The organism is Bradyrhizobium sp. LMTR 3 (genome assembly GCF_001693485.1).
GTDB lineage: Bacteria > Pseudomonadota > Alphaproteobacteria > Rhizobiales > Xanthobacteraceae > Bradyrhizobium.
In genome coordinates this window covers 144,063-166,990 of sequence record NZ_MAXC01000051.1, presented here as the reverse complement: position 1 = coordinate 166,990, position 22,928 = coordinate 144,063, and the positions used below count along the sequence as shown (strand labels likewise).

Annotated in this window: 24 protein-coding genes; 7 read left to right on the top strand and 17 right to left on the bottom strand. The window is 62.9% G+C overall.

The window, feature by feature from the left end:
- Positions 1–22: 22 nt before the first annotated feature.
- The 5 genes from LMTR3_RS31150 (at position 23) to LMTR3_RS31130 (ending at position 5,265) form a co-directional block, all read left to right on the top strand.
- On the top strand, positions 23–1,234 hold the full coding sequence (locus LMTR3_RS31150) for an ABC transporter substrate-binding protein (protein ID WP_065748785.1): 1,212 nt from the start codon (positions 23–25) through the stop codon (positions 1,232–1,234).
- A 171-nt stretch (positions 1,235–1,405) separates the two neighbouring features.
- Positions 1,406–3,292, top strand: a complete 1,887-nt coding sequence (locus LMTR3_RS31145) for an ABC transporter permease (protein WP_065748784.1) — start codon at positions 1,406–1,408, stop codon at positions 3,290–3,292.
- Positions 3,289–4,080, top strand: coding sequence for an ABC transporter ATP-binding protein (locus LMTR3_RS31140; RefSeq protein ID WP_065748783.1), 792 nt, complete (start codon positions 3,289–3,291; stop codon positions 4,078–4,080). The genes LMTR3_RS31145 and LMTR3_RS31140 overlap by 4 nt, the downstream gene beginning before the upstream one ends.
- The gene (locus LMTR3_RS31135) at positions 4,077–4,781 is read left to right on the top strand and encodes an ABC transporter ATP-binding protein (RefSeq protein WP_065748782.1); all 705 of its coding nucleotides are present in this window, start codon (positions 4,077–4,079) and stop codon (positions 4,779–4,781) included. Before LMTR3_RS31140 ends, LMTR3_RS31135 begins: the two co-directional genes overlap by 4 nt.
- Before the next feature lie 28 nt (positions 4,782–4,809).
- A complete protein-coding gene (locus LMTR3_RS31130; protein WP_065748781.1) occupies positions 4,810–5,265 on the top strand; it encodes a MarR family winged helix-turn-helix transcriptional regulator in 456 nt (151 codons plus the stop codon).
- Between the two features lie 13 nt (positions 5,266–5,278).
- On the opposite strand, the gene LMTR3_RS31125 is transcribed toward LMTR3_RS31130, so the two are convergent.
- The 5 genes from LMTR3_RS31125 to LMTR3_RS31105 all read right to left on the bottom strand — a co-directional run bounded on the left by LMTR3_RS31125 (position 5,279) and on the right by LMTR3_RS31105 (position 11,012).
- Positions 5,279–5,944 (bottom strand): hypothetical protein, encoded by a 666-nt coding sequence (locus tag LMTR3_RS31125; RefSeq protein ID WP_065748780.1) that lies wholly within the window; start codon positions 5,942–5,944, stop codon positions 5,279–5,281.
- A 3-nt stretch (positions 5,945–5,947) separates the two neighbouring features.
- On the bottom strand, positions 5,948–7,348 hold the full coding sequence (locus tag LMTR3_RS31120) for a selenium-binding protein SBP56-related protein (RefSeq protein ID WP_065748779.1): 1,401 nt from the start codon (positions 7,346–7,348) through the stop codon (positions 5,948–5,950).
- A 67-nt stretch (positions 7,349–7,415) separates the two neighbouring features.
- Positions 7,416–7,841: a DUF4399 domain-containing protein gene (locus tag LMTR3_RS31115; RefSeq protein ID WP_065748778.1), complete on the bottom strand. Its 426-nt coding sequence runs from the start codon at positions 7,839–7,841 to the stop codon at positions 7,416–7,418.
- Between the two features lie 16 nt (positions 7,842–7,857).
- On the bottom strand, positions 7,858–9,426 hold the full coding sequence (locus LMTR3_RS31110; protein WP_065748777.1) for an SUMF1/EgtB/PvdO family nonheme iron enzyme: 1,569 nt from the start codon (positions 9,424–9,426) through the stop codon (positions 7,858–7,860).
- A gap of 386 nt (positions 9,427–9,812) precedes the next feature.
- Entirely contained in the window at positions 9,813–11,012 is a 1,200-nt protein-coding gene (locus LMTR3_RS31105; protein WP_065748991.1) for an amidohydrolase family protein, read from the bottom strand.
- A 145-nt stretch (positions 11,013–11,157) separates the two neighbouring features.
- Between LMTR3_RS31105 and LMTR3_RS31100 the strand changes: the two genes are divergently transcribed.
- A complete protein-coding gene (locus LMTR3_RS31100; RefSeq protein ID WP_065748776.1) occupies positions 11,158–11,931 on the top strand; it encodes a ferredoxin--NADP reductase in 774 nt (257 codons plus the stop codon).
- A gap of 159 nt (positions 11,932–12,090) precedes the next feature.
- On the opposite strand, the gene soxA is transcribed toward LMTR3_RS31100, so the two are convergent.
- The 9 genes from soxA to LMTR3_RS31055 all read right to left on the bottom strand — a co-directional run bounded on the left by soxA (position 12,091) and on the right by LMTR3_RS31055 (position 19,010).
- Positions 12,091–12,864 (bottom strand): sulfur oxidation c-type cytochrome SoxA, encoded by a 774-nt coding sequence (gene soxA, locus LMTR3_RS31095; RefSeq protein ID WP_065748775.1) that lies wholly within the window; start codon positions 12,862–12,864, stop codon positions 12,091–12,093.
- Positions 12,861–13,181, bottom strand: a complete 321-nt coding sequence (soxZ, locus tag LMTR3_RS31090) for a thiosulfate oxidation carrier complex protein SoxZ (protein ID WP_065748774.1) — start codon at positions 13,179–13,181, stop codon at positions 12,861–12,863. Before soxZ ends, soxA begins: the two co-directional genes overlap by 4 nt.
- Positions 13,181–13,660 carry a SoxY-related AACIE arm protein gene (locus LMTR3_RS31085; RefSeq protein WP_065748773.1) on the bottom strand — a complete coding sequence of 160 codons (480 nt, stop codon included), beginning with the start codon at positions 13,658–13,660 and terminating at the stop codon, positions 13,181–13,183. The genes soxZ and LMTR3_RS31085 overlap by 1 nt, the downstream gene beginning before the upstream one ends.
- 9 nt (positions 13,661–13,669) lie before the next feature.
- Positions 13,670–14,107: a sulfur oxidation c-type cytochrome SoxX gene (soxX, locus tag LMTR3_RS31080; RefSeq protein ID WP_065748772.1), complete on the bottom strand. Its 438-nt coding sequence runs from the start codon at positions 14,105–14,107 to the stop codon at positions 13,670–13,672.
- Between the two features lie 13 nt (positions 14,108–14,120).
- Complete coding sequence (locus LMTR3_RS31075; RefSeq protein WP_065748771.1) at positions 14,121–15,404, bottom strand: NAD(P)/FAD-dependent oxidoreductase; 1,284 nt, start codon at positions 15,402–15,404, stop codon at positions 14,121–14,123.
- Between the two features lie 10 nt (positions 15,405–15,414).
- Positions 15,415–15,708 carry a c-type cytochrome gene (locus LMTR3_RS31070; RefSeq protein ID WP_065748770.1) on the bottom strand — a complete coding sequence of 98 codons (294 nt, stop codon included), beginning with the start codon at positions 15,706–15,708 and terminating at the stop codon, positions 15,415–15,417.
- Positions 15,709–15,761: 53 nt separating this feature from the next.
- A complete protein-coding gene (locus tag LMTR3_RS31065) occupies positions 15,762–17,948 on the bottom strand; it encodes a xanthine dehydrogenase family protein molybdopterin-binding subunit (protein WP_065748769.1) in 2,187 nt (728 codons plus the stop codon).
- Between the two features lie 10 nt (positions 17,949–17,958).
- On the bottom strand, positions 17,959–18,408 hold the full coding sequence (locus LMTR3_RS31060) for a (2Fe-2S)-binding protein (RefSeq protein WP_065748768.1): 450 nt from the start codon (positions 18,406–18,408) through the stop codon (positions 17,959–17,961).
- A gap of 179 nt (positions 18,409–18,587) precedes the next feature.
- Positions 18,588–19,010 (bottom strand): MarR family winged helix-turn-helix transcriptional regulator, encoded by a 423-nt coding sequence (locus LMTR3_RS31055; protein WP_349643829.1) that lies wholly within the window; start codon positions 19,008–19,010, stop codon positions 18,588–18,590.
- Between the two features lie 99 nt (positions 19,011–19,109).
- Between LMTR3_RS31055 and LMTR3_RS31050 the strand changes: the two genes are divergently transcribed.
- Positions 19,110–19,538, top strand: coding sequence for an anthrone oxygenase family protein (locus LMTR3_RS31050; RefSeq protein ID WP_065748766.1), 429 nt, complete (start codon positions 19,110–19,112; stop codon positions 19,536–19,538).
- 34 nt (positions 19,539–19,572) lie between these two features.
- Here LMTR3_RS31050 and LMTR3_RS31045 read toward each other — a convergent pair whose 3' ends face one another.
- The 3 genes from LMTR3_RS31045 to LMTR3_RS31035 form a co-directional block, all read right to left on the bottom strand.
- Positions 19,573–20,964 carry an MFS transporter gene (locus LMTR3_RS31045; RefSeq protein ID WP_065748765.1) on the bottom strand — a complete coding sequence of 464 codons (1,392 nt, stop codon included), beginning with the start codon at positions 20,962–20,964 and terminating at the stop codon, positions 19,573–19,575.
- 131 nt (positions 20,965–21,095) lie between these two features.
- Positions 21,096–21,884, bottom strand: a complete 789-nt coding sequence (locus LMTR3_RS31040; RefSeq protein WP_065748764.1) for an ABC transporter ATP-binding protein — start codon at positions 21,882–21,884, stop codon at positions 21,096–21,098.
- Positions 21,872–22,927: a dihydrodipicolinate synthase family protein gene (locus LMTR3_RS31035; RefSeq protein WP_065748763.1), complete on the bottom strand. Its 1,056-nt coding sequence runs from the start codon at positions 22,925–22,927 to the stop codon at positions 21,872–21,874. Before LMTR3_RS31035 ends, LMTR3_RS31040 begins: the two co-directional genes overlap by 13 nt.
- Position 22,928: the final 1 nt, after the last annotated feature.

Below are 22,928 nucleotides of genomic sequence, written 5' to 3'. Positions count from 1 at the left end.
GACATCAACATTGGAGGTAGGGATGCGACGGAGACATTTGCTGGGAGCGGGATTGGCGATCGCGGTCGCCGGCATGGCTGGCAGCGCCATGGCGCAGAGTGAAATCAAGGAAATCAAGATCGGCGAGATCAACAGCTATTCGCTGTTGCCCGCTTTCACCGAGCCCTACCGCAAGGGCTGGCAGCTTGCGGTCGAGGAGATCAATGCCGCGGGCGGCATCAATGGCAAGAAGCTGGTCGTCATTTCCAAGGACGACGGTGGCAAGCCGGCAGACGCGCAGACCGCGGCCAACGAGCTGGTGTCGAGCGAGAACGTCGCGATGCTGGCCGGCACGTTCCTGTCCAATATCGGTCTCGCCGTCTCCGACTTCGCCAACCAGAAGAAGGTGTTCTTCCTCGCGGCAGAACCTTTGACCGACGCCATCACCTGGTCGAAGGGCAACCGCTACACGTTCCGCCTGCGTCCCTCCAACTACATGCAGGCCGCGATGCTGGTGGAGGAAGCCGCCAAGCTGCCGGCCAAGCGCTGGGCGACGATTGCGCCGAACTACGAATACGGTCAGTCGGCGGTTGCGGTGTTCAAGAAGCTGATGTCGGAGAAGCGTCCGGACATTCAGTGGGTCGACGAGCAGTGGCCGCCGCAAGGCAAGATCGACGCAGGGCCAGTGGTGCAGGCGGTCGCTGCGGCCAATCCCGAGGCGATCCTCAACGTCACCTTCGGTGCCGATCTGGTGAAGCTCGTGCGTGAGGGCAACACCCGCGGCCTGTTCAAGGGACGTTCGGTAGTGTCCTTCCTCACCGGCGAGCCGGAATATCTCGATCCGCTGAAGGATGAGACGCCGGAGGGTTGGATCGTCACCGGCTATCCCTGGTACGACATCAAGACGCCGGACCACGACAAGTTCCTGAAGGCCTATCAGGCCAAGTACAACGATTATCCGCGGCTCGGCTCGATCGTCGGCTACCAGACCATCAAGGCGGCGGCGGCGATCCTTGCGAAAGCCAACTCGACCGACCCTGAGAAGCTGATCGCGGCGACCGAAGGCCTGTCGATGCCGTCGCCGTTCGGCGAGATCACCTTCCGCAAGATCGATCATCAGTCGACGTTAGGGGCCTATGTCGGCAAGACAGCGCTGAAGGACGGCAAGGGCGTGATGGTGAACTCGGTCTATCGCAAGGGCGCGGACTATCTGCCGAGCGACGCCGAAGTGGAGAAGCTCCGCCCGAAGCAGTGAACTTTGGCTGAGGTCGGGGCCTTCATGGTTCGAGACGCGCGGCGATGCCGCGCTCCTCACCATGAGGGTCTAGGAGGACCTCTCGATCTATGACCTCATCCTGAGGAGGCGCGAAGCGCCGTTTCGAAGGATGAGGGCCCCGCTCTGACGATTGCCTAACCCGGACCGCCAATGGCCTTCTACTTCGTTCAGTTCCTGACCGGTCTCGCCAGCGCGGCGTCGCTGTTTCTGGTCGCATCGGGGCTGTCGATCATCTTCGGCGTGACGCGGATCGTGAACTTTGCCCATGGCGCGTTCTATATGCTCGGCGCCTATGTCGCGTTCACGCTGACGGAGCGGTTCTCCGGCGCGCTCGGCTTCTGGGGCGGCATCGTCGTTGCAGCGCTGATCGTTGCCATCATCGGCGTGCTGGTCGAGATGGTGCTGCTGCGGCGGATCTATCATGCGCCGGAGCTGTTCCAGTTGCTGGCGACATTCGGCCTCACCTTGATGGTTCAGGACATCGTCGTGATGATCTGGGGCCCGGACGATCTGCTCGGCCGTCGCGCACCTGGCTTCAAGGGCGCGGTCGATTTTTTCGGCCAGAACATTCCGAGCTACGACCTGTTCCTGATCGCGCTTTGCCCGATCGTGCTCGGCATTCTTTGGTTGTTATTCCAGCGCACGCGCTGGGGCGTTTTGGTGCGCGCGGCGACGCAGGACCGCGACATGGTGGCGGCGCTCGGGGTCAATCAGAAGTGGCTGTTCACCAGCGTGTTCGCGCTCGGCGTCTTTTTGGCCGCCCTCGGCGGCGCGCTGCAGATCCCACGCGATGCGGTGCATCACGCGCTCGACCTGCGCATCATCGTCGAAGTGTTCGTGGTGGTGGTAATCGGCGGGCTCGGCAGCATCATCGGTGCCTTTGTGGCGGCCGTGCTGGTGTCCGAACTCAACGCCTTCGGTATTCTCATCTTCCCGAAAATATCCATCATCCTGGTATTCCTCGTGATGGCAGTGGTGCTGATCGTGCGCCCCTGGGGCCTGTTCGGCAAGCCGGAAGCTGCCGCACGCCGCACGCCGGGCCTGACCGTCACGCCGTGGCGGCCGCTCACCTCGGGCGAACGGTTGATGTCACTGGGCGCGCTGGTCCTTGCGGCCATGATGCCGTTGTTTGCCGGCAACTACGCGCTCACCGTCGGATCGGAAATCGCGATCTTCGTCATCTTCGCCGCCAGCCTGCATTTCCTGATGTCGGTCGGCGGGCTCGCCTCGTTCGGCCATGCCGCCTATTTCGGGCTTGGCGCTTATGGCGTCGCATTCCTCGCCAAGGCGGCGGGATTGCCGATGATCGTTTCGCTGCTGCTCGGCCCGGTGCTGGGGCTGCTGGGCGCCGCGATATTCGGCTTCTTCGCCGTGCAACTCTCCGGGGTCTATTTCGCCATGCTGACGCTGGCCTTTGCGCAGATCGTCTGGTCGATCGCGTTCCAGTGGGTCGAGGTGACCGGCGGCGACAACGGCATTTTGGGTGTGTGGCCGGAGAGATGGGCGGCGAGCCCCGCTAATTTCTATTGGTTGTCGCTCGGCATCACGGCGCTCGTGGTCACTGTGCTCCGGGTGATGGTGTTCTCGCCGTTCGGTTTTGCGCTGCGCGCAACGCGGGACTCGCCGCTGCGTAGCGAGGCGATCGGCATCAATGGCAAGCGCGTGCAGTGGACGGCCTTCGTCATATCAGGCACGGTGGCGGGCATCGGCGGCGCGTTGTTCGCCTATCTGAAGGGAAGCGTGTTCCCGGACAGCGTCGGCATCTCGCTCTCTGTGGATGCGCTGGTCATGGTGCTGCTTGGCGGCGTCGAGACGGTTTCCGGCGCGGTGATCGGCGCCATCGTGTTCAAGGCGGCAAACATCTGGCTGGTCAGCCAGACCGATCTCTCAAAACTGGTGCTGGGCGGCTTCATTGTGCTGATGGTGGTGGCGTTCCCCAAGGGCATCGTCGGGACGCTGGAGACGATTCGGAATCGCCGGCGCTCCGCCGATACAAAATCTGCGCTCGCAACCTCCCGGATCGAGGTTGCCGAATGAGCATGGTCCCGACATTGCTGAAGGTCGAAGGCTTAAGCAAATCCTATGGCGGCGTGCACGCGGTGCGCAGCGTGTCGTTCGAACTGCGTGCGGGCGAAATTCTCGCGCTGATCGGACCCAACGGCGCCGGCAAGAGCACCTGCTTCGACATGCTCAACGGGCAGAACATGCCGGACAGCGGACGGATCCATCTGCTCGGCGAGGATACGGTCGGCCGAAAGCCGCGCGCAATCTGGCGGCTCGGCGTCGGACGCACGTTCCAGATCACGGCGACATTTCCGACCATGACCGTGCGCGAGAACGTGCAGGTCGCACTGGTGTCGTACGGCAGGCAGTTGTTCAACTTCTGGGGCTCGACGGCGGCTTACGCCCGCGAGGAGGCGGGCCGGCTGCTCGACCTCGTCGGCATGGGCGCCTATGCCGAGCGTCCGTGCGGTGAGCTTGCCTATGGCGACCTCAAGCGACTGGAACTTGCGATCGCGCTCGCCAATCAGCCCAGGCTGCTGCTGATGGATGAGCCTACCGCGGGCATGGCGCCGCGCGAGCGGATCGAGCTGATGCGGCTGACCGCAAGCATCGCCCGCGAACAGTCGATCGGCGTGCTCTTCACCGAGCACGACATGGATGTGGTGTTCGAACACGCCGACCGCATCCTGGTGCTCAACCGCGGCAGCCTGATCGCCGAAGGCTCGCCCGAGGAAGTCCGTGGCAATCCGCAGGTGCGCGCGATCTATCTCGGCGAAGGACTGGTCTACGATGCGCGTCATCGCGAGGGAGCCGGCGCATGAAGCTGCAAGTCGCCGATCTCAACAGCTTTTACGGTCCGGCGCACATCCTGTTCGATATCGCGCTGGAAGTCGGCGAGGGCGAAGTGGTGGCACTGCTCGGCCGCAACGGCGCCGGCAAGTCGACTACCTTCCGCTCCATGGTCGGCCTGGTCGAGAACCGTTCGGGACGGATCGTCTTCGAGGGCAAGGATGTCTCCCGCGAGCCGACGCATGCGATCGTGCGTGGCGGACTCGGCTACGTGCCGGAAGAGCGGCGCATCTTCACGGATCTTACGGTTGAGGAAAATCTCGAAGTCGGCCGCCAGCCAAAACGGCCGAACGCGCCGCACTGGACGCGCGAAAAACTGTTCACGCTGTTTCCCAATCTCGGCGAGATGCGCAATCGGCCGGGCGGGCGGATGAGCGGCGGCGAGCAGCAGATGCTGACGATCGCACGGACCCTGATGGGAAATCCCTCGCTGGTGCTGCTCGACGAGCCGTCGGAAGGGCTATCGCCAAAAATCGTCGAACAGATGGTCGACGCCATCCTGGCGATGAAGAAGGAAGGCGTCAGCATCGTGGTCTCGGAGCAGAACCTGCATTTCGCGCGGCTGATTTCCGACCGCGCCTACATCATCGAGCGTGGCAAGATTTGCTTCGGCGGCACGATGGCCGAACTCGACGCGCGGCCGGATATCCGGGACGCGCATCTGTCGCTGTGATCGGCGAGGGGAAGGGCGGGGAACGCTGATGGGAAGGAGTGTTTCGACGAAACGGAACGTCAAGCCGCCACGCCCGTCCTACATTCTCGACGAACAGATCGGCTTCATCCTGCGTCAGGTCTGGCAGCGCCATGCCACGATCTTCGCCCGCGAGATCGGCATCAACCTGACGCCGACACAATGGGCGGCGCTCGCCAAGCTGACCGAGACCGGACCGTGCTCGCAGAACCTGCTCGGGCGGCTGACGGCGATGGATGTCGCCACCATCAAGGGCGTGATCGACCGTCTCACCGCGCGCGGCCTGACCGAAACCAGCCCGGATCCCGAGGACGGCCGCCGCCTGCTCGTGAGTCTGACGCGTGCGGGCCAGCAACTTGCCGAGAAGGCCGCGCCGAATGCGCTGGCGATCAGCCGCGAGACGTTGGCGCCGCTCGATGCAAAAGAGCGCGAGACGCTGATGGCGCTGCTCGACAAGCTGCGTTAAGGCGTAGCTCGCGTCAGCTCAGATTCAGCACCAGCGCGATCGCGCCCACCAGAATGAGGCTGAAGGCCCAGGTCGTATCGAGGTCGAACCAGCTCTGCGATATGAACTGGAGACCGAGATAGCGGTAGGCGAGCCACGCGCAAACTCCGCCGGCGGCGACCATCGCGATGGCGTGGACGATGGCAACCAGCACGGCCATTCCGAGATTGGCGTTGATGAGAGTGCCGGCCGCCGCGTGGCCGTCGTCGAGTTCGGCTTGCCGGCAGAGCCCGAGATAGATCGGCACCAGCATCAGCGCGGCGCCATGCGCCAGCGCTACGGCAAAAGACCAAAGCCCCAGTTGCGCCGGTGATATCCGCGCTAAAGCTCTCGGATGGCGGCGGTTGGCCAACCGGAACAGGCCAAAGGCGACAACAAGGACGCTGGCGCCGATCTGTATCGTGCGCTGCCACTCGACGATGGCAACGAGCAGCGCGAAGGGAAGCAGTACGAGCAGCATGGCGAGCAGATGGCCGGCCGTGAGCGGCCCAAGCGCGGCCACCAGCGCACGCCGGCTCCGCTCCATCAGTCCAGCCGAAACGGCGAGCGGCCAGCCCATGCCCGGGTTGACGCCGTGGTAAAGGCCGCTCGCGATGACAGCCAGCCAGAGCCAGGCCGGTGTCCAGTCGGCCACGCTCAAATCTCAAGCCGACGGATAGCAGAACGAATCCGTCGAACAGTCGCCGCCGTCGAGCCGGATCTGGTGCGCGCGGTAGCCGTCGGGGAAGTTGCCCCAGTAATTGCTCGCCAGTTCGAGACCACCGTCCGGCTTCGCATTGGCCATCACCATGGCTCCCGGGACGCCATCGGGATAAAACTGGTCGTCCCATGTCGAGTACAGCGAGTTGGTCCAGTACACCCGCTTGCCGTCGCGGCTGATCTCAACCATCTGCGGGCCGCCTGCAAACGCCTTGCCGTTTGGGTGCGGCGTACGGCGTGCGATGCCGCCGATATGAACCGAGCCGGCAAGCTTCGGCCTTCGCGGCTCCCTGACATCGTATTGACGCATCTCGCCGGTGCCCCAGCAGGCGACGTAGAGAAATTTATCGTCCATCGACAGGTCGATGTCCGAGACCAGCGGCGGGACAGCGCCGAACCCTTGCAGAAGCGGCGGCAGTTGCTCCTTTGTCGCAGGTTCGGGCGGGATCGTCGCCGTCTTCTCGATGTGAAACTTGCCGCCCTCGCGCCACCACGTCCAGATCGAGCCTTCGAGGTTGGTGGTGTCGACCACGACGCCCAGGAAGCCGTATTCGCGCACCGGATCATGCGCGGGACGTACCTCCAGCGCCATCTGATGGTTGGCGCCGAGATCGATGGTCTGGACATTGCGCCGGGCGCGCAGATCCCAGAAGTGGATCCGATGGCCGTATTTGTTGGAAAGCAGATCTTCCGGCACGATCCCGTTCTCGAACTGCGGCGGCAATGCCCACTCGCTTGTCACCATGTAGTCGCGCGGCAGGTTCCACCAGAAGTCATAATGCAGTTGTTGCGGACCGCGATCGAGCTCCCACCGTCCGAGCACCTCGAACGTCTCGCAATCCATGATGAAGACACCGGGCGGTCCGTCGGTGCCGTCCTTGCCGCTGCCACCGAGCGTAGAGACGTAAATGCCTTCCGGCCCGCAATGGACGGTGTGGGGCCGCGAATATCCGGTCTTCCTGAAGATCTCTTCAGGCTCGATGATCTTGTGTATGGCCGCCTTGGTGGGGTCGGGTTTGGTGTCGACGATATAGATGCGGGACGATCGCATGCCGGGAATGATGAGATAGCGGCGCTCGAGGAAGGCATGTCCGGTCATCGGCGACAGCGCCGACGAGCAGGCGTTCCAGCCGAAATGGTGAAACTCGTCACCCTTGTTGGGCATCGTCACGGTGTGAACGATCTGGCTGTAGGTGGAAGAGCCCGGCTTGACGTCGATCACCGCAAGTGCGTCCGGTTTCGAGGCATCCGGGCTGAGCAGCACGGTGTAGGCGAAGCTCTCCGGCGGAGCCTCCATGGCAAGCTTTGGCGAAGCGTGAAACGTGGGATCGGGCCGAATGTTCATCGTACTGCCTCCCTGTTTGCCTGGACGGATTCCAAGAATGATCAAGGTCGGCGGAGAGAGTTCCGCTCTATTTGACCGTGATGGTAATTTTCTTCGAGACCACCGGAGGATTGTGCGGATAGTGGCCGGCGTCGCCCAGCACGAGCTGAAGCGTGTGCTTGCCGGGCGGAAGCTCGATCCGGGCTTCGGTCTGGCCCGCGCCAAAATGAAGGTGCGATTTGTCCTGCGGAATCTCTTCATTGGGATTGAGGGGCTCATTCACATTGATCAGCAGGTGGTGATGGCCGCTGTTCGGGTAATTATCGCCGGCGTGCGTGACGCCCATGTTGCGCAGACCAAAGCGGCACCAAAATCCGCCCTTGATGACGGCGCCGTCCTGCGGCCACACGAAATAGAGAAGGGCATCCTTGTGTGCGGGCTTCCCTTGAGCATACGCGGCGAACGGCAGGCAAGTGAGCGCTGTTGAGAGAGCGATCCATTGCATGAACTTCATGACCGCCCTCTTAAGGCTACTTGAGAGATAGCGCGACGCGGAAACCGTGGGTGGGATATCGCACGTTGGTATCATAGCTGCCGCGGTTTGATGCGCGGGCATAGCCTGAATCCTTTCTCCATGAGCCGGAGCGCATGACATGCGAGGAACATGCATTCTCGACCCATGCTGACCCGTCTCCTGGCGCCCCCTGATAATTTTTGTGCCAACAATCTTCCACCCATTGATCGACGCCGCCGCCCATATCAAACAGGCCAAAAGGATTTTGCTTGAGGCTGCCGACCTTCACCGGCTGATCGGCCGCTGGAATGTCGCTGCAGTTCCTGCAATTGACCATGCCGGGCTGAAACTGATCGCCCCACCAGTATCGGGTCTGCGTGCCGCCGCGCGCCGCATATTCCCATTCGGCTTCGCTCGGCAGTCGATATGGTTTTCCGGTGGTTTCCGCGAGCCACGCGACATATTGCTTGGCATCGCTCCAGCTTACGTTGGTAACAGGCGCATCGTCCTTTCCGGCTGCCGTGAATCCGCATGCCTTTGCGGCGGCGCATGCGTTCCATTCCTGCACGGTGACGGGAAATTTCCCCATCGCAAATGGCTTGACCATTACTTGACGGACCGGCTTTTCCGAAGCGTCTTCGTTGCTGCCCATGGCGAAGCTGCCACCCCGAAGCGAAATCATCTCGGGTTCTCGAACCGGCGCGGCCGCTTGCGACGTCGGCGGAGTCTCGGGTGCGGCGGGAGACGCCGGCGGCGGTAGCGGCGCCGCCTGTTGTTGAGTTGGTGCTACGGAAGGAGAAGGTTGGGGCGCCGGCGCTGGTTGTTTCGCGGCAGGCGCAGGCGCCTTCGGCGCTTCCGCCGGAGATGATACGGGAGCCGACGCCTGATTTATCGCCTTGCGAGTCGGTGCGAACATGTACCAGAGACTGCCGATCGCAATGGTCAGCATCGCAATGCAGAGCAAGAGGATCAGGACGCGTTCGCGCCGGTTCCGATATGCGTTAAGGGCGGAGGGGTCGGGAAGCACGCGGTAGACCCGAACGGGATCGGTGATGTTCTTGACCTTTCGATCACCGAGCGACTCGTATCCGCAAACCAGCTTATGCTTTATCTGCTCATAAATGCCGCCGGAGATATAGACTTCGCCAGCATGGGCTATGCCCTCAAGCCGCGTTGCAATATTGACGCCGTCTCCATAGACGTCGTCGGTTTCGATAATCACATCGCCAAGATTGACGCCAATCCGATACTCGATCCAATGATGCTTGGGCAGTGATGCATTGCGGCCAACCAGATTTTGCTGGATCACGATGCTGGATCGGACGGCTTCGACCGGGCTGTCGAAAATGGCGATGAAGCCGTCGCCCGTGGTTTTGACCAGCCTGCCGTGGTGTTCTCTGATACTGGGTTCGATGAGATCGCGCTCGATCCGCTTGACGCGATTGTGCGTCCCTTCCTCGTCGATCTGCATCAGACGGCTGTAACCGGAGATGTCGCCTGCTACGATGGCCGCAAGGCGGCGTGGCATTGGCTCCGGCGATGGCTCGCCAGTTCGGCCTGACTTGATGTCACGAATTTGGGCCATGGCTTGGATTGGCTCCCAACTGTGCAACAGTGTGAGGCAAGCAATCTTTCCAGCACCTACAGCGTACCATGCTGGCTGTTCGCGGCAAAGCAGCAGGGCGGGTTCCACGCTGGCTGGTACGGCAATGGACACCCATGAGAACACGAGAACACGAGAATGAGTGTGATCCAGATCATACCGGCAACGAGCCAGGCCGGGCATCGACCGGCCATGATCCTCGCGATTGCGTGAACTAAGGCGACTGGCACGGCGAGTTTGGGTCGTGACAGGACGCAGGCTGCAGCGGCCAGCCTGTATTGGACGGGGCAGGCCGGCAATTCGTTCATCACTTTCGAGGCATTACCTAAATTTTTTTTTGGCCCGGTGCGATCGAGCCTCAAGCAGCGTCAATGCCCGACGATGATCTCCGGCACTTTCCCCGCCGGCGGGGTGTTGCGGCTGCGCTGGGTGCGGACGATGCCGTCGATGATGGTCATGCCGATGCCGGGGAGGTCGCCGAGTTGCACGCTCTCCAGAATGTTCTTGCCGGGGGAATGCTGGGCCTTGTCCATCAACACGAAGTCCGCGGAGCGGCCGATTTCGATGATTCCGCAATCGAGCTCGCGCATGCGCGCGGTATTGCCGGTCGCAAGGCAGAAGGCGAGTTCGGCCGGCAGTTCGCCGAGCGAGGACAGCATCGAGACCATTCGCAAAATGCCGAGCGGCTGCACGCCGGAGCCGGCCGGCGCGTCGGTGCCGAGGATGACGCGATGGAGGTCACCCATCTCGCGCGCGGTGCGCAACGTGAACAGCGCCGAGCGCTCGTTGCCGTTGTGAACCAGCTCCAACCCGCGTTTGCAGCCCTCGCAGATGCAGCGGATCTGGTCGTCGGGCAGCGCGGTATGGCCGCCATTGATGTGACCCACCACGTCGGTGTCGGCTTCCAGCACCACGTCCTTGTCGATCAGGCCGGAGCCGGGAATTGAAGGTCCGCCGGTGTGAATCGTGCTTTGGATGCCGTATTTGCGCGCCCAGCCGACCATTTTGCGCGCGGTCGGGCCGTCCTTGACGCCGCCGAGGCCGACTTCGCCGAGCAGCTTGACGCCGGCCGCGGCCATCTCCTTGAAATCGTCCTCCACCATTTCGCATTCGATCACCGGCGCGCCGGCATGCACCTTCACCCCGCCTGGCCGCAGCGTCCAAAACGCGCGCTGCGCAAAGATCGCCATCGCCTTCAGGCCTACGACGTCGCGCGGGCGACCGGGCATGTGGACCTCGCCAGCCGAAATCATGGTGGTGACGCCACCGTGGAGATAGCTGTCGATCCAACTGATCTGGTTTTGCCGCGGCGTCCAGTCGCCGGCGACGGGATGGACGTGGCTGTCGATCAATCCGGGCGCGACGGTGGTGCCGTTGGCATCGACTGTCGTGGTGGCGCCCTCGGTATTGCAGTCCTTGAAGCGGCCAATGGCTGTGATCTTGCCGTTCTCGGCCACGATCGTGTCGGCATCCAGGATCGGCTTTTCCAAAGCCCCCGACAGCACGAGCCCGATATTGCGGATCACCAGCTTGCTCGGACCGGTCGCCTGGGGTGCGTCGTGGGCCATGGTTTTTCCTTTTGCTTCAATGCCTTCGCCGGACATTCTGCCCGGCTTGACGATCGGATCAAGTCGGATTATTCGTTTGTATACGAATGATCGTATACGAATGATTTAGCCGGTCAATCCGGCTCGCAGGTCAGGGAACGGTGCGATGAGCAATTTCAACCAGGAAAGCGTGCTGAGCGTTCATCACTGGACCGATACGCTGTTCAGCTTCACCACCACGCGCGATCCCTCGTTCCGTTTCCGCAATGGCGAATTCACGATGATCGGCCTGAAGGTTGGCGAGAAGCCGCTGCTCCGCGCCTACTCGGTCGCCAGCGCCAATTACGAGGACCGGCTCGAATTCTTCTCGATCAAGGTGCCGGATGGCCCGCTCACCTCGCGGCTCCAGCATTTGAAGCAGGGCGACGAAATCATCGTCAGCCGCAAGGCGACCGGTACGCTGGTCATCGATAACCTCGAGGACGGCCGCAACCTCTATCTGATCGGGACCGGCACCGGGCTGGCGCCGTTCCTTTCCGTGATCAAGGACCCCGAGACCTATGATCGGTTCGAGAAGGTAGTGCTGCTGCACGGCTGCCGCCGCGTGAAAGAGCTCGCCTATGGCGAGATGATTACCGAAAAGCTGCCGAACGACGAGCTGATCGGCGACTATGTCCGAAACCAATTGATCTATTATCCGACCGTAACCCGCGATCCCTTCCGCAACCGCGGCCGCATCACCGACCTGATCACTTCAGGAAAACTGTTCGACGACATCGGGCTGGCCGCGCTCGATCCGGCCCATGACCGCGTCATGATCTGCGGCAGCCCTGCGCTGGTGACGGACACGCGCGCGCTACTCAACGGCAAAGGTTTTGCCGAGGGCAATCACGGCGAGCCGGCACAGTTCGTGGTCGAGAAGGCGTTCGCGGAGCGGTAAAGCGTTCGTGACGACGGACCATCTCGTGTCCCGGACAGGCCGCGCGAGTGCTGCGGGCCGGGACCATTCTACTTTGCATGGGGTTGTTTTCGCGATTTTTTGGCCGGGCCTCGGCGAGGAGACCCGCCACGTGCTCCTCACCACCACGAGGGGTGAGAGCTAAGGCCTTACCGCCGGCGCTTCCATTTGCATGCCGCGCGCCCGGGACATCAAATACAGTTCCAACTCGACCAGTTCCAGCGCGCCGTAATCATAGGCCTGCGCGCGGATGCCGGTGATGCAGGCGCGCAGGCGTCGCTGCAGCGAGCCCAGCGATTGCCATTCCAACCGGTAGAGCGGGTAACCGGTCGGGTGTCCTTGTGTGATCGCGGCGCCGGCGAGCCGCTTGTCCCAATTGTCGTCATGGCAATTGGTGCAGCCGAGATTGAGCTGGCCCTGCCGCTGCATGTAGAGCTCGCGTCCTTTGGCGACGAACGGCGCGAGCTGCGGGTCAGCACCGGTTTCGATCGGAGCGCCCTGTGATTGCCGCGCGACAAAGGCTGTCAGTGCCAGCAGCTCGCGGTTCTCGAACGGCAGCGGCGTCGCCTGCTGGTGGTTGGTGCGGCACGAATTGATGCGCTGTTCCAGATCGATGGGGCGGCCGGTTGCCTTGTCGAACGCGGGGTAGCGGGCGGCCACGCCCTTCATGCTTGCGCGTGCATTGCCATGGCAATCGGTACACGCTTTGTCGGCGGTGCCCGTCTTGCGGTTCCACAGTGTCTCGCCATTGAGCACCCAGAGCATGCCGGGATTGGCGGTGTCGTCATCCTGCATCGTTTTTGTGTCCGGCTTCATGAAGCTGTAGCCGGAACGGCGGTCGGCTTGTGGGATCTCGGCAGCGCCGACGGCGCCCACCACCAGCAGTGCGGTGGCTATGGCGCCCAAAAATCTCATTCGACCGAGATCGAGGCGGAAGCGGTTTCGGAAAAACCCTTGTCGCCGATCCATTCGAACTCGAAGTTGCCGCTTTCGGTCACTGTCGTGAAGAAGGAGAAGAACGGGTTGGCGGCAATCGCCGGGAACAAATCGGCGCGGAAGATCTCAGCGCCGTTGAAGCGGCAGGTAAAGCTCGTGATGATGTCGCGCGGCACAGCTTCGCCTGACGCCTTATGGCGATAGCCTGACTCCATGATGTGCGACATCAGCGTCTTGATCTCGATGATTTCGCCGCGTTTGGCTTTGGCCGGGACGTTGATCAGCGCGGAAGCCATCAGATCACCTCTTCGGTGCAGGCCGCCAGTGTCACCACGACGTCAACGCTGGCCGACCAGAACGACCCGTCCGAGAGCTTGGCGATCGCGACGACCTTCTGGCTGTCGGTGAGGCGAATGCGGGTCGAAACCTGCGCTCGGCCGGCGTGGGGGCCGAGGTGGAAGTTGGCGACGTTCGGCTGCGGGTTCTTCTCGTTGAAAACGTGGACACTGCTGACGTGATCCTCCGGCGCCATCGGGTGGGCGACACTCACAGTCAGCGGCACGGTATTGCCGTTCTCGACCAAGGGCGGCACGTCGAGCTTGACCTTGCCGGTTTTCACCGCGGCGCCGCCGGTGACATTGCGGATAGCGGAAGCGAGCATCTCGGGTGTCGCCTCGGCAGGCCGAAGCGTGACGACGGGGGCCGTGCCAAGCACGGCTGCCGCTCCGGCGAGGCCGAGAAACTGGCGGCGTGTCGAATTCGGTGGTGGATGCATCGGACCTTCCTATTCGCGTAAGCTTGCGAGATACGCCACGATATCCTCGATCTGTTCGGCCGACAGGATCGGCTTGCCGCGCCACAGCGTCCCGACGCGAGTGAGGCCGTCAACGCGGTAATAGGACGGCATGATCGTCTCGGCATTGAGACGAGAGGCATCGACCAGCCGAAGCCGAAGCTGACCTTCTGACCAGCGGCTGCCGGAACCGGAAAGATCAGGCGCCAGGTCGCCCTGGAATTTCTGTTCGGGAAATGGGCCGTTGTGGCACAGGATGCAAGTGCTGGAACGTTCGACGACGAGGGCGCGGCCGCGCGTCGCATCGCCGGCCGTGCCCGTCAGCGACTGCGGAATGGCATCGTCAATGACGGTGTAGCTGCGAAGTTCCGTTGCGGCGGCGCAGCCGGGCAGCACGAGGAGAACTCCAGCAAAAATCGGATCCAACATGCGATAGGTGCGTCTAGCCAAAGACTTCCGCCGTAATGGTCGCGAACCAGGATTGCGCATAGTCGGCCTCGCGGGCGCGGAAATCGCGTGACGCTTCCACCGGACTAACGCCACCGGCGCCTTCAACGTCGGCAAGCGTTCCATTCTTCGGATGGTATACGCCGGCAATCGAGACGCCATAGTCGGGGGCTGCCAGACTGTAGCACGTATTGATCAGCTTCGGCGCGGCTGGCGATCTGCCGGCGACCAGCGTTGCAATCGCGCTTGCGCAAGTCTTGGCCTGCGCATTCGCCGAGAATGCGGATTTTGGCATCGCCCCGGCGAGACAGGCATCGCCGATGACATGGATGTTCGGTGCCGATCTGGATTCGAAAGTGACAGGATCGATCGCGCACCAGCCGGTGTTATCGGTCGCGCCCGCAATAGCCGCGATGCGACCGGCTCGTTGCGGCGGAATAACGTTGGCCACCTGGGCGGTGTGATTGCCGAAATCGGTGATCAGCGTGTTGGTTGCCGGATCGACGGCATTCACCTTGCCGCCCTGCGATAGCGATATCCATTCGACCATCCCCGGGTAAAGCTCCTTCCAGGCGTTCTGAAACAGACGCTGCTTGGAGAACGCGTCCTTTGCGTCAAGAATGATCAGCTTCGAGCGCGGCTTCTTGCTCTTCAGATAATGCGCAATCAGGCAGGCCCGCTCGTAAGGTCCCGGCGGGCACCGGAAAGGGTTGGCGGGAGCTGCGATCACCACCAGACCGCCATCGTCCATGGCCTCGAGTTGCTTGCGCAGCAACAGCGTTTGCTCGCCTGCTTTCCAGGCATGCGGCATCTTCGCCGCGGCAGCTTCGTCGTAGCCCGACAGGGCGTCGAAACGCAGTTCGATTCCTGGAGACAGCACCAGGCGGTCGTAGGCGAGCGAGGTGCCGTCGGCGAGCCCCACGGTCCGCGCCGCTGCATTGATGGTCGTTGCTTCCAGCGCCACCACATTGATGCCGCTGGCGGCGATCTTGTCGTAACCGAATTTTTGTTCCTCGATCGAACGCAGTCCGGCAATGACATTGTTGCTGAACGGGCAGGCGGTGAAGGTCCGGTTCGGCTCGACCAGTGTGACCTGCAATTTCGGATCGATCTGTTTCAGTGCGCGCGCACAACTCGCACCGCCGAAACCGCCGCCGATCACGACGATGCGCGCCGCGGATTGCGCCAACGCGGGCAGCGGAGACGCCAAGGCCGTCACTGCGGCGGCCGCGCTGGCGCTACAGAACTTCCGGCGGCTGATGCGACGGCTTACGCCCATGCTGGCGGCCTTACTTTTGTGCAGCGAGCCACGCCGCCATCGCGCGCGACTCATCGTCGGAAAAGCCCTTGGCGATGCGGTTCATTACCGTAGCGGGAAGCGAGCCGTCGCGAAATCCAGCCATCGCGGTCGCGATCTCGCCGGCGTCGCGGCCGTTCAGCCGCGAAACGGACGAACCGGTCACCCCATCGGAGTGGCAGCCGGAGCAGGACGCCGCGCCGGGCGGGGGGTCGGAAGCGGCAAGCACCGGCAGGCTCCACGCCATCACCGTTGCCAGCCCGATGAGGGCACGCAAGGCTTTCATCAGAAATCTCTCGATGAGCGAGCGGCGGCCGGAGAGGCCGCCGCCCGTTACGGTCAGGCAAACGTGATGTTCTGGTCCTTCAGCGGGACCGAACGGATCCGCTTGCCGGTTGCCGCGAAGTAGGCGTTGAGCACTGCGGGTGCGGCGACGCCGATGGTCGGCTCGCCGACGCCGCCCCAGAAGCCGCCGCTCGGCACCATGACGCATTCCACCTTCGGCATCGCGGCAATGCGCATTGAATCGTAGGTGTCGAAGTTGGTCTGCTCGATCTTGCCGTCCTTTACCGTGCACCCGCCATAGAACAGGGCGGACAGGCCATAGACGAAGGAGCCCGCAATCTGCCGCTCGACCTGCGCCGGGTTGACGATGTAGCCGGGGTCGGTCGAGGCGACGATGCGATGCACCTTGATCTTGCCGTCGTCGGTGACCGAGATTTCCGCGGCACCCGCGACATAGCTGCCGTAGCCCATCACCTGCGCGATCCCGCGATGGACGCCTTGCGGCGCGGGCTTGCCCCAGCCGATCTTGTCGGCCACCGCATTGAGCACGGCGAGATGTTTTGGATGCTTGCTCATCAGCTTGCGGCGGAATTCCACCGGATCCTGGCCCACCGAATGCGCCAGTTCATCCATGAAGCATTCCATGTAGATGGCATTCTGGTTGACGTTAACGCCGCGCCAGAAGCCGGGTGGAACGTGCGGATTGCGCATGGAATGCTCGACCAGGAGGTTCGGCACGGAGTAGCCGATCGCCGCGTCGCCGGAAGGACTCAAGCCCTGGAACGCAGCCGTATCCATGCCGTTCACCAGCGCTGCCGGACGCACCGTGTACAGGATCGATTGACCGGACAATCGCACATGCAGCGCCGTGAGATTGTTGTCGGCATCGAAGGCCCCGGTCATCTTGCATTGCGTGACCGGATGAAACTTGCCTTGCGCCATATCCTCTTCGCGCGACCACAACAACTTGACCGGCGTGCCCGGCATCTCCTTGGCGATGAGAACCGCCTGCCGGACGTAGTCGGTCATGCCGCGGCGGCCGAAGCCGCCGCCGAGGATCAGCTTGTGGACCTCGCATTTTTCGGCCGGCAGTCCCGATGCTTCCAGCGTGGCGGCAAACGCCGCTTCGCCGTTCTGCGTACCGCACCAGACCTCGCATTTGTCTGGTGTGTAGAGCGCCGTGGCGTTCATCGGCTCCATCGTGGCGTGGTTCTGGTAGGGATAGTTGTAGACCGCCTCGACCTTCTTGACGGCGGAGGCAATCGCAGCCTTGGCGTCACCATTCTGGTTGCCGATATAGGCCGGCTGGGCATTGTCGAGGCCTTCGGCCAGCCATTTGGCGATCGACTCGCTGGAGACTTTGGCGTTCTCGCCTTCGTCCCAGACGATCGGCAGCGCGTCGAGCGCGGTCTTGGCGCGCCACCAGGTGTCGGCGACGACGGCGACGGCGCTGTCGCCGACCTTCACCACCTTCTTCACGCCTTTCATGCCGGTGATCTTGGCCTCGTCATAGCTCTTTAGCTTGCTGCCGAAGACCGGCGCATCCTTGATCGCGGCGTTGAGCATGCCGGGCAGCTTGACGTCCATGCCGTAGATCATCGCGCCCGTGGTCTTGTCGACGGTGTCGAGCCGCTTGACGCCTTTGCCGGCGATCTTCCAGTCCTTGGGATCCTTCAGCTTGACGTCCGCCGGCGGCTCGAGCTTCGCCGCGGCTTCAACTACCTTGCCGTACGTCGTCGTCCTGCCCGACGGCTTATGGGTGATGACGCTGTTGGAAGCGGTGCATTCCGATGCCGGCACTTTCCACTGGTTCGCGGCCGCCTGCACCAGCATCACGCGAGCGGTGGCGCCGCCCTTGCGGACATAGTCCTGGCTGGAGCGGATGCCGCGGCTGCCGCCGGTCGAGAAATCGCCCCAGGCGCGCTTGCGTGCGACACTTTGACCCGGCGTCGGATATTCGGTGACGACTTTGGACCAGTCGCATTCGAGTTCTTCGGCTACGAGCTGGGCGAGACCGGTGAGGGTGCCCTGGCCCATCTCCGAGCGGGCGACGCGAATCACGGTCGTATTGTCGGGGCGGATCACCACCCAGACGTTGACTTCGGGTGAGCCGTCGGCAGCACGGACCACGGTCGGTCCGCCGAAGGGAATATCGAGACCGATCGCGAGGCCGGCGCCGGCAGCAGCGGTGCCGATCACGAAGGCGCGGCGATTGAGTTTGGGCATGACGTGCTTGTTCATGACGTCCCCCTCAAGCGTTCGCTGCGGCGTGGATCGCCTCGCGGACCTGCTGGAAGGTCCCGCATCGGCAGATATTGGTGATGGCCTCGTTAATATCCTGGTCGGTCGGCTTCGGATTTTCCTTGAGAAGGGCTGCGACCGCCATGATCATACCGCTCTGGCAAAATCCGCATTGCGGAACGTCGTTAGCTATCCATGCCTGCTGCACCTTGTGCAACGCGCCTTCTGAGGCGAGACCTTCGATCGTGGTGATCTGCTTGCCGGCGGCCTCGCTGACCGTCATGCCGCAGGAACGCATCGCGACCCCGTCGACGTGAACCGTGCAGGCGCCGCATAGTGCAATGCCGCAGCCATATTTGGTGCCGGTCAGCCCGACATTCTCCCTGATAGCCCAGAGCAGTGGCGTGTCGTCTTCGACGTCCACATTGATTGTTTTGCCGTTTATTGTGAGGTTTGCCATCGCATGTCCCTTTTTGAGTCCAATTCGCCAATTGAACCGGGCGCGATGTGATCCGAGAAAATAGAACAGTTCAAATCAAGAAAACGCGCGCTTGACTAGCGGGAAGAAAGTCGATCCGCCGGTGTTACGCCAGGTTTCCGCAACCTGGCCGATTTTGGTGTCCTTGTAGAGGGCAGGGGCTAGGCGGACTTATCAAGGCGCTCGCTCAGCAGCTTCGCGATACGGGTCATCGCGGTGAGCTCTTCGGGACTAAGCCCCTTCGCAAGGGCATTTGCCCACGGAACCTGCAGCGTGCTGGCGGTTTCGAAGGCATTCCGCCCACGCCTGGTTAGCGCGACGAGGTGCGCCCGGCGGTGATTAGGGTTGGGCCGCAGCTCCACGAGGCCATCCTCTGCCATCTCGTTCACAATGCGCTGAACTCCCTGTCGATTGAGTCCGATGCCGCGCGCAAGCCAGGCCACCGGCTGCGGACTTGGCGCAAGCGCGATTGCGCCCAGCACTTGCCAGCGCGCGCTGGTGAGGCCGAGGTCCGAAACAAGCCGATCACCGGCCGCGAGCAGCCGTCCATTGAGGCGGAACACGGCGAGAACCAGCTCGGTCAAAGCCTGACCGCCGGGCGTATGTCGCTTCGTTGTCATTTGACGCTTAGTATCCAAGATGACAATATATTGTCAATGAGCAAAACGAGTGTGGAGTGAATAATGTTTGCAGGACAGCTTGCAATGGTCGTCGCGGCGGCGTTCGCGGGCGCCGCCTTCTACATCAACTTTGCCGAACAGCCGGCGCGTCTCGGCCTCGATGACCGGGGCCTCTTGAGGCAGTGGAAACCAAGCTACGCGCGCGGCTTTGCGATGCAGGCGAGTTGCGCAGTCATTTCCGGCGTGCTCGGCCTGACCGCTGCCTGGCTGACGGGGGACTGGCGCTGGATCGTCGGCGCAGTGCTTATTCTCGCCAACTGGCCCTATACGCTGATCGGCATCATGCCGACCAACCGACTGCTGAACGCTATCGACGAGAAGGACGCCGGCCCGCAGTCACGTGCGCTGATCGTGAAGTGGGGAGGGTTGCACGCGGTCAGAACGGGTCTTGGGATCGCGGCAACGCTGGCTTATCTTTGCGCGCTCAATTAGGCGGAGCGAACAGCGCGCGTGCCCCGCGTGGCGATCATGTCCGTTCGGTGCCCACCGTCAGACGCAGAAAACTCATCAGGCTTCCGAGCGCGGCAAATCCGGCCCCCAGCATCAGCGCGACCGTAGCACCGTCGTGACCGGCAAGCGCAAAGCAAAGTGCCGCGAGCGCGGCGCCGAGTGTCTGCCCGGTCAGACGAGCGGTTGCGACGATGCCGCTCGCGCTGCCACTGCGGTGCGGCGGCGCGCTCGACATCAGCGCCCGCAAATTCGGCGTTTGAAAGAAGCCGAATCCGATTCCGCAAATCACCGTGCGCCAGACGATGTTGGCAACGCTAGGATCCGAAGGCAGCGTTGCCAGCAGCGCCATGCCGATGCCGAGCAATACCAGCCCAAGGCCGCCGAGAATGCCGACGGAATAGCGATCGGAGAGCCGGCCCCCGATCGGCGCCATGATCGCCACCACCAGCGGCCAGGGCGTCATGAAGAAGCCGGTCTCGACCTGGGAGCGGCGCAGCACGTCCTCGAAGTAGAAGGGCAGCGAAACGAAGGCCAATCCCTGCACCGCGAATGTGCAGACCGACGTGGCGGCCGATAGCGCGAACATCGGCCGCCGGAACAGGTCGATCGGCAACATCGGCGCCGGATGATCCGCATCTCGTCGGGTCATGATCCAGCCGAGCAGCAATGCCGCGCCAAGCGCCAGCCCGACCAGGACGGGCGGCGCCTGATGTGCCGCGCTGCCGATGCCGATGATGAACAGCCCAAGACAGCTTGCGGTCAGCGCTGCGCTCGCAAAATCGAACGCGTGTTTCGCGCGCGGCGTTCTGGGCAAGGTCTTCAGGCCGATCCAGATTGCGATCAGGCCGAAGGGAAGGTTGATCGCGAATAGCCAGGGCCACGTTCCGATCGAAAGGATCGCGGACGCAATGGTCGGACCGAACGTGAATGCCGTTCCGACCACGAGCGCGTTATGGCCGAAGCCGCGCCCCAGCATGTGAGTCGGATAGACGAAACGGACCAGCGCCGCATTCACGCTCATGATGCCGCTGGCGCCCAGCCCCTGCAGCGCCCGCGCCGCCGTCAGGCTCGGCAGCGACCATGCCAAGGCGCAGCCAAGCGAGGCCAGCGTGAACAGCACGAGGCCGCCTATATAGATCCGCTGATGGCCGACGATTTCGCCGAGTGCACCGAGCGGCAGCAGCGTCGCGACCAGCGCGATCTGATAGATATTGACGACCCAGACCACGTCGGCCGGGCTGACACGGAGGTCGGCCGCGATGGCCGGCAGCGCGATGTTGGCGATCGCCGTATCCAGCGAGGCCAGCGCCAGCGCGGTAAAGATCGCCGCCACCGCCCAGCGTCTGAGTTCCGGCGGCAGGCCGTCGATGGGCGTGGCTGATGGTTTTGCGGCTACGTCTGCGGACATTCCGTCGGGCTCTCCACGCCGGCGCGGACGCGCCCTGGGTAGCGTGTACTACGGACGCCGCGCCGGCCACAGGCTCTCAGTTTGCATGATGCGTATGCGAAGTGGGCTGGCGGTATTCTGGCGCCTGCAGACTATGTCCCCGGGCTCAGCCCCAGCCTCGCATAAATCCGCCGCGCATAGGCGCCGAACTCATCCGTGGTCTTGATCGGTAATGCGCGGGGAAACGGCAGCTCGATCGGGAAATATTCCGCCATTCGCGCCGGACCTGCGGTGAGCACGGCGCAGTGCGAGGCGAGGAACACTGCTTCCTGGATCGAGTGTGTTACGAACAGGATGGTCTTGCCACTTTCGCGCCAGATCCGCAGCATTTCGAGGTTCATCTGCTCGCGGGTCAGCGCGTCTAGCGCGCCGAACGGCTCGTCCATCAGGATCAGCTTGGGATCATGGATGAAGGCGCGGGCAATCGCCGTGCGTTGCTGCATCCCGCCGGACAATTGCTGCGGATACTTATCCTCGTAGCCGGCGAGACCAACCAGGTTGAGCAGATCGCGGGCGCGGCTCCGAGCGGCTTTCATCGGCAAGCCGACGATTTCGGCCGGCAGCAGCACGTTGTCCAAAATGGTTCGCCATTTCAGCAGCAGGGCCTGCTGGAACACCATGCCGATGTCGCGTGCCGGATCAAACGGCGTTCTCGCATTACCGATTTTAATCGTCCCGCCGTCGGCGTCATGCAATCCGGCCAGGATCTTCAGCACGGTGGTCTTGCCGCAGCCGGACGGGCCGACCAGCGAAACCAGTTCGCCTTCCTTGACGTCCATGGTGACGTCGGAGACGGCGAGGAATTCCGCGCCCTTGGATCGGTAGACCTTGCGGACGTTGCGCAGGCTGATGAAGGGCTCGTCGGCCGTCATGCCAGCCATTTCTGCAGGTTCGCCTTCACGAAGCCGTCGTCGGAGAGATCGACATGCTCGCGGCAGACGCGGTCGATCTCCTGCATCTGGCCCGGGCTCAGCCCTTCGGCCGGATCGAGACACCAGAGACCCTGCATCAATCCCTGGCGCCGCAGGATTTCGTGGCAACCGGCGATGCAGCCGTGAAAATTGTTGGCAACGTCGAAGAACGCGCTGTTGCAATCGGTGACACGCGCGTCGAGCGCCAAGAGATCGGCCGGCACGGTGTCCTTGCCGCGTGCCGCCTTGCACGTCTCGAACTGCCTGATCGCGCTCGCGGTCCATACCGACCAGTGCCCGAGCAGGCCACCCTTGAAGTATACTCGCGTGGTGACGCCCTTGTCGCGGAGGTCGAACGGCAAAAGGAGGTCAAGCAGGATGTGATCGTCGTTGCCGGTATAGAGCGCGACGCGGTCAAGTGCGTTCGCCGCAGCCACCCCACGCAGCACGTCCAGCGTCCGATAGCGATTGAACGGAGCGATCTTGATCGCGATGACGTTATCGATGGCCGCAAAGCGCTTCCAGAAATCGGCGCTGAGGATCACGCCGCCGACGGCCGGCTGCAAATAGAAGCCGACCAGCGGGATCTCGCGTGCCACTGCCTCGCAATGCGCAATGATGTCGTCCTCGGATTCCGATTTCATCGCAGCCAGGCTGAGCAGGCCGCCGTGATAGCCGATGCTACGCGCGGTCTGCGCTTCTGCGATGGCTTGCTGCGTTGGACCGGCCAGGCCTGCGATCATCGCGACCGGCCGTTTGGTCCATGAAGCGGCGGTCTCGGCCGCCAGCTCCAGCACCGGACGGTACATGCCGACGTCGCGGATCGCGAATTGCGTGGTATGCACGCCCACGGCCAATCCGCCGGCGCCAGCATCGAGGTAATAACGCGTCAGCGCCCGCTGATGCCGTACATCGAGTGCGCGGCTGGCGTCGAGCGCGAGCGGATGCGCAGGAAGCACGGTGCCGTCGGCGATCAGCTTTCGAACCTCGGCTTTGATTTCGCTATGATGCATG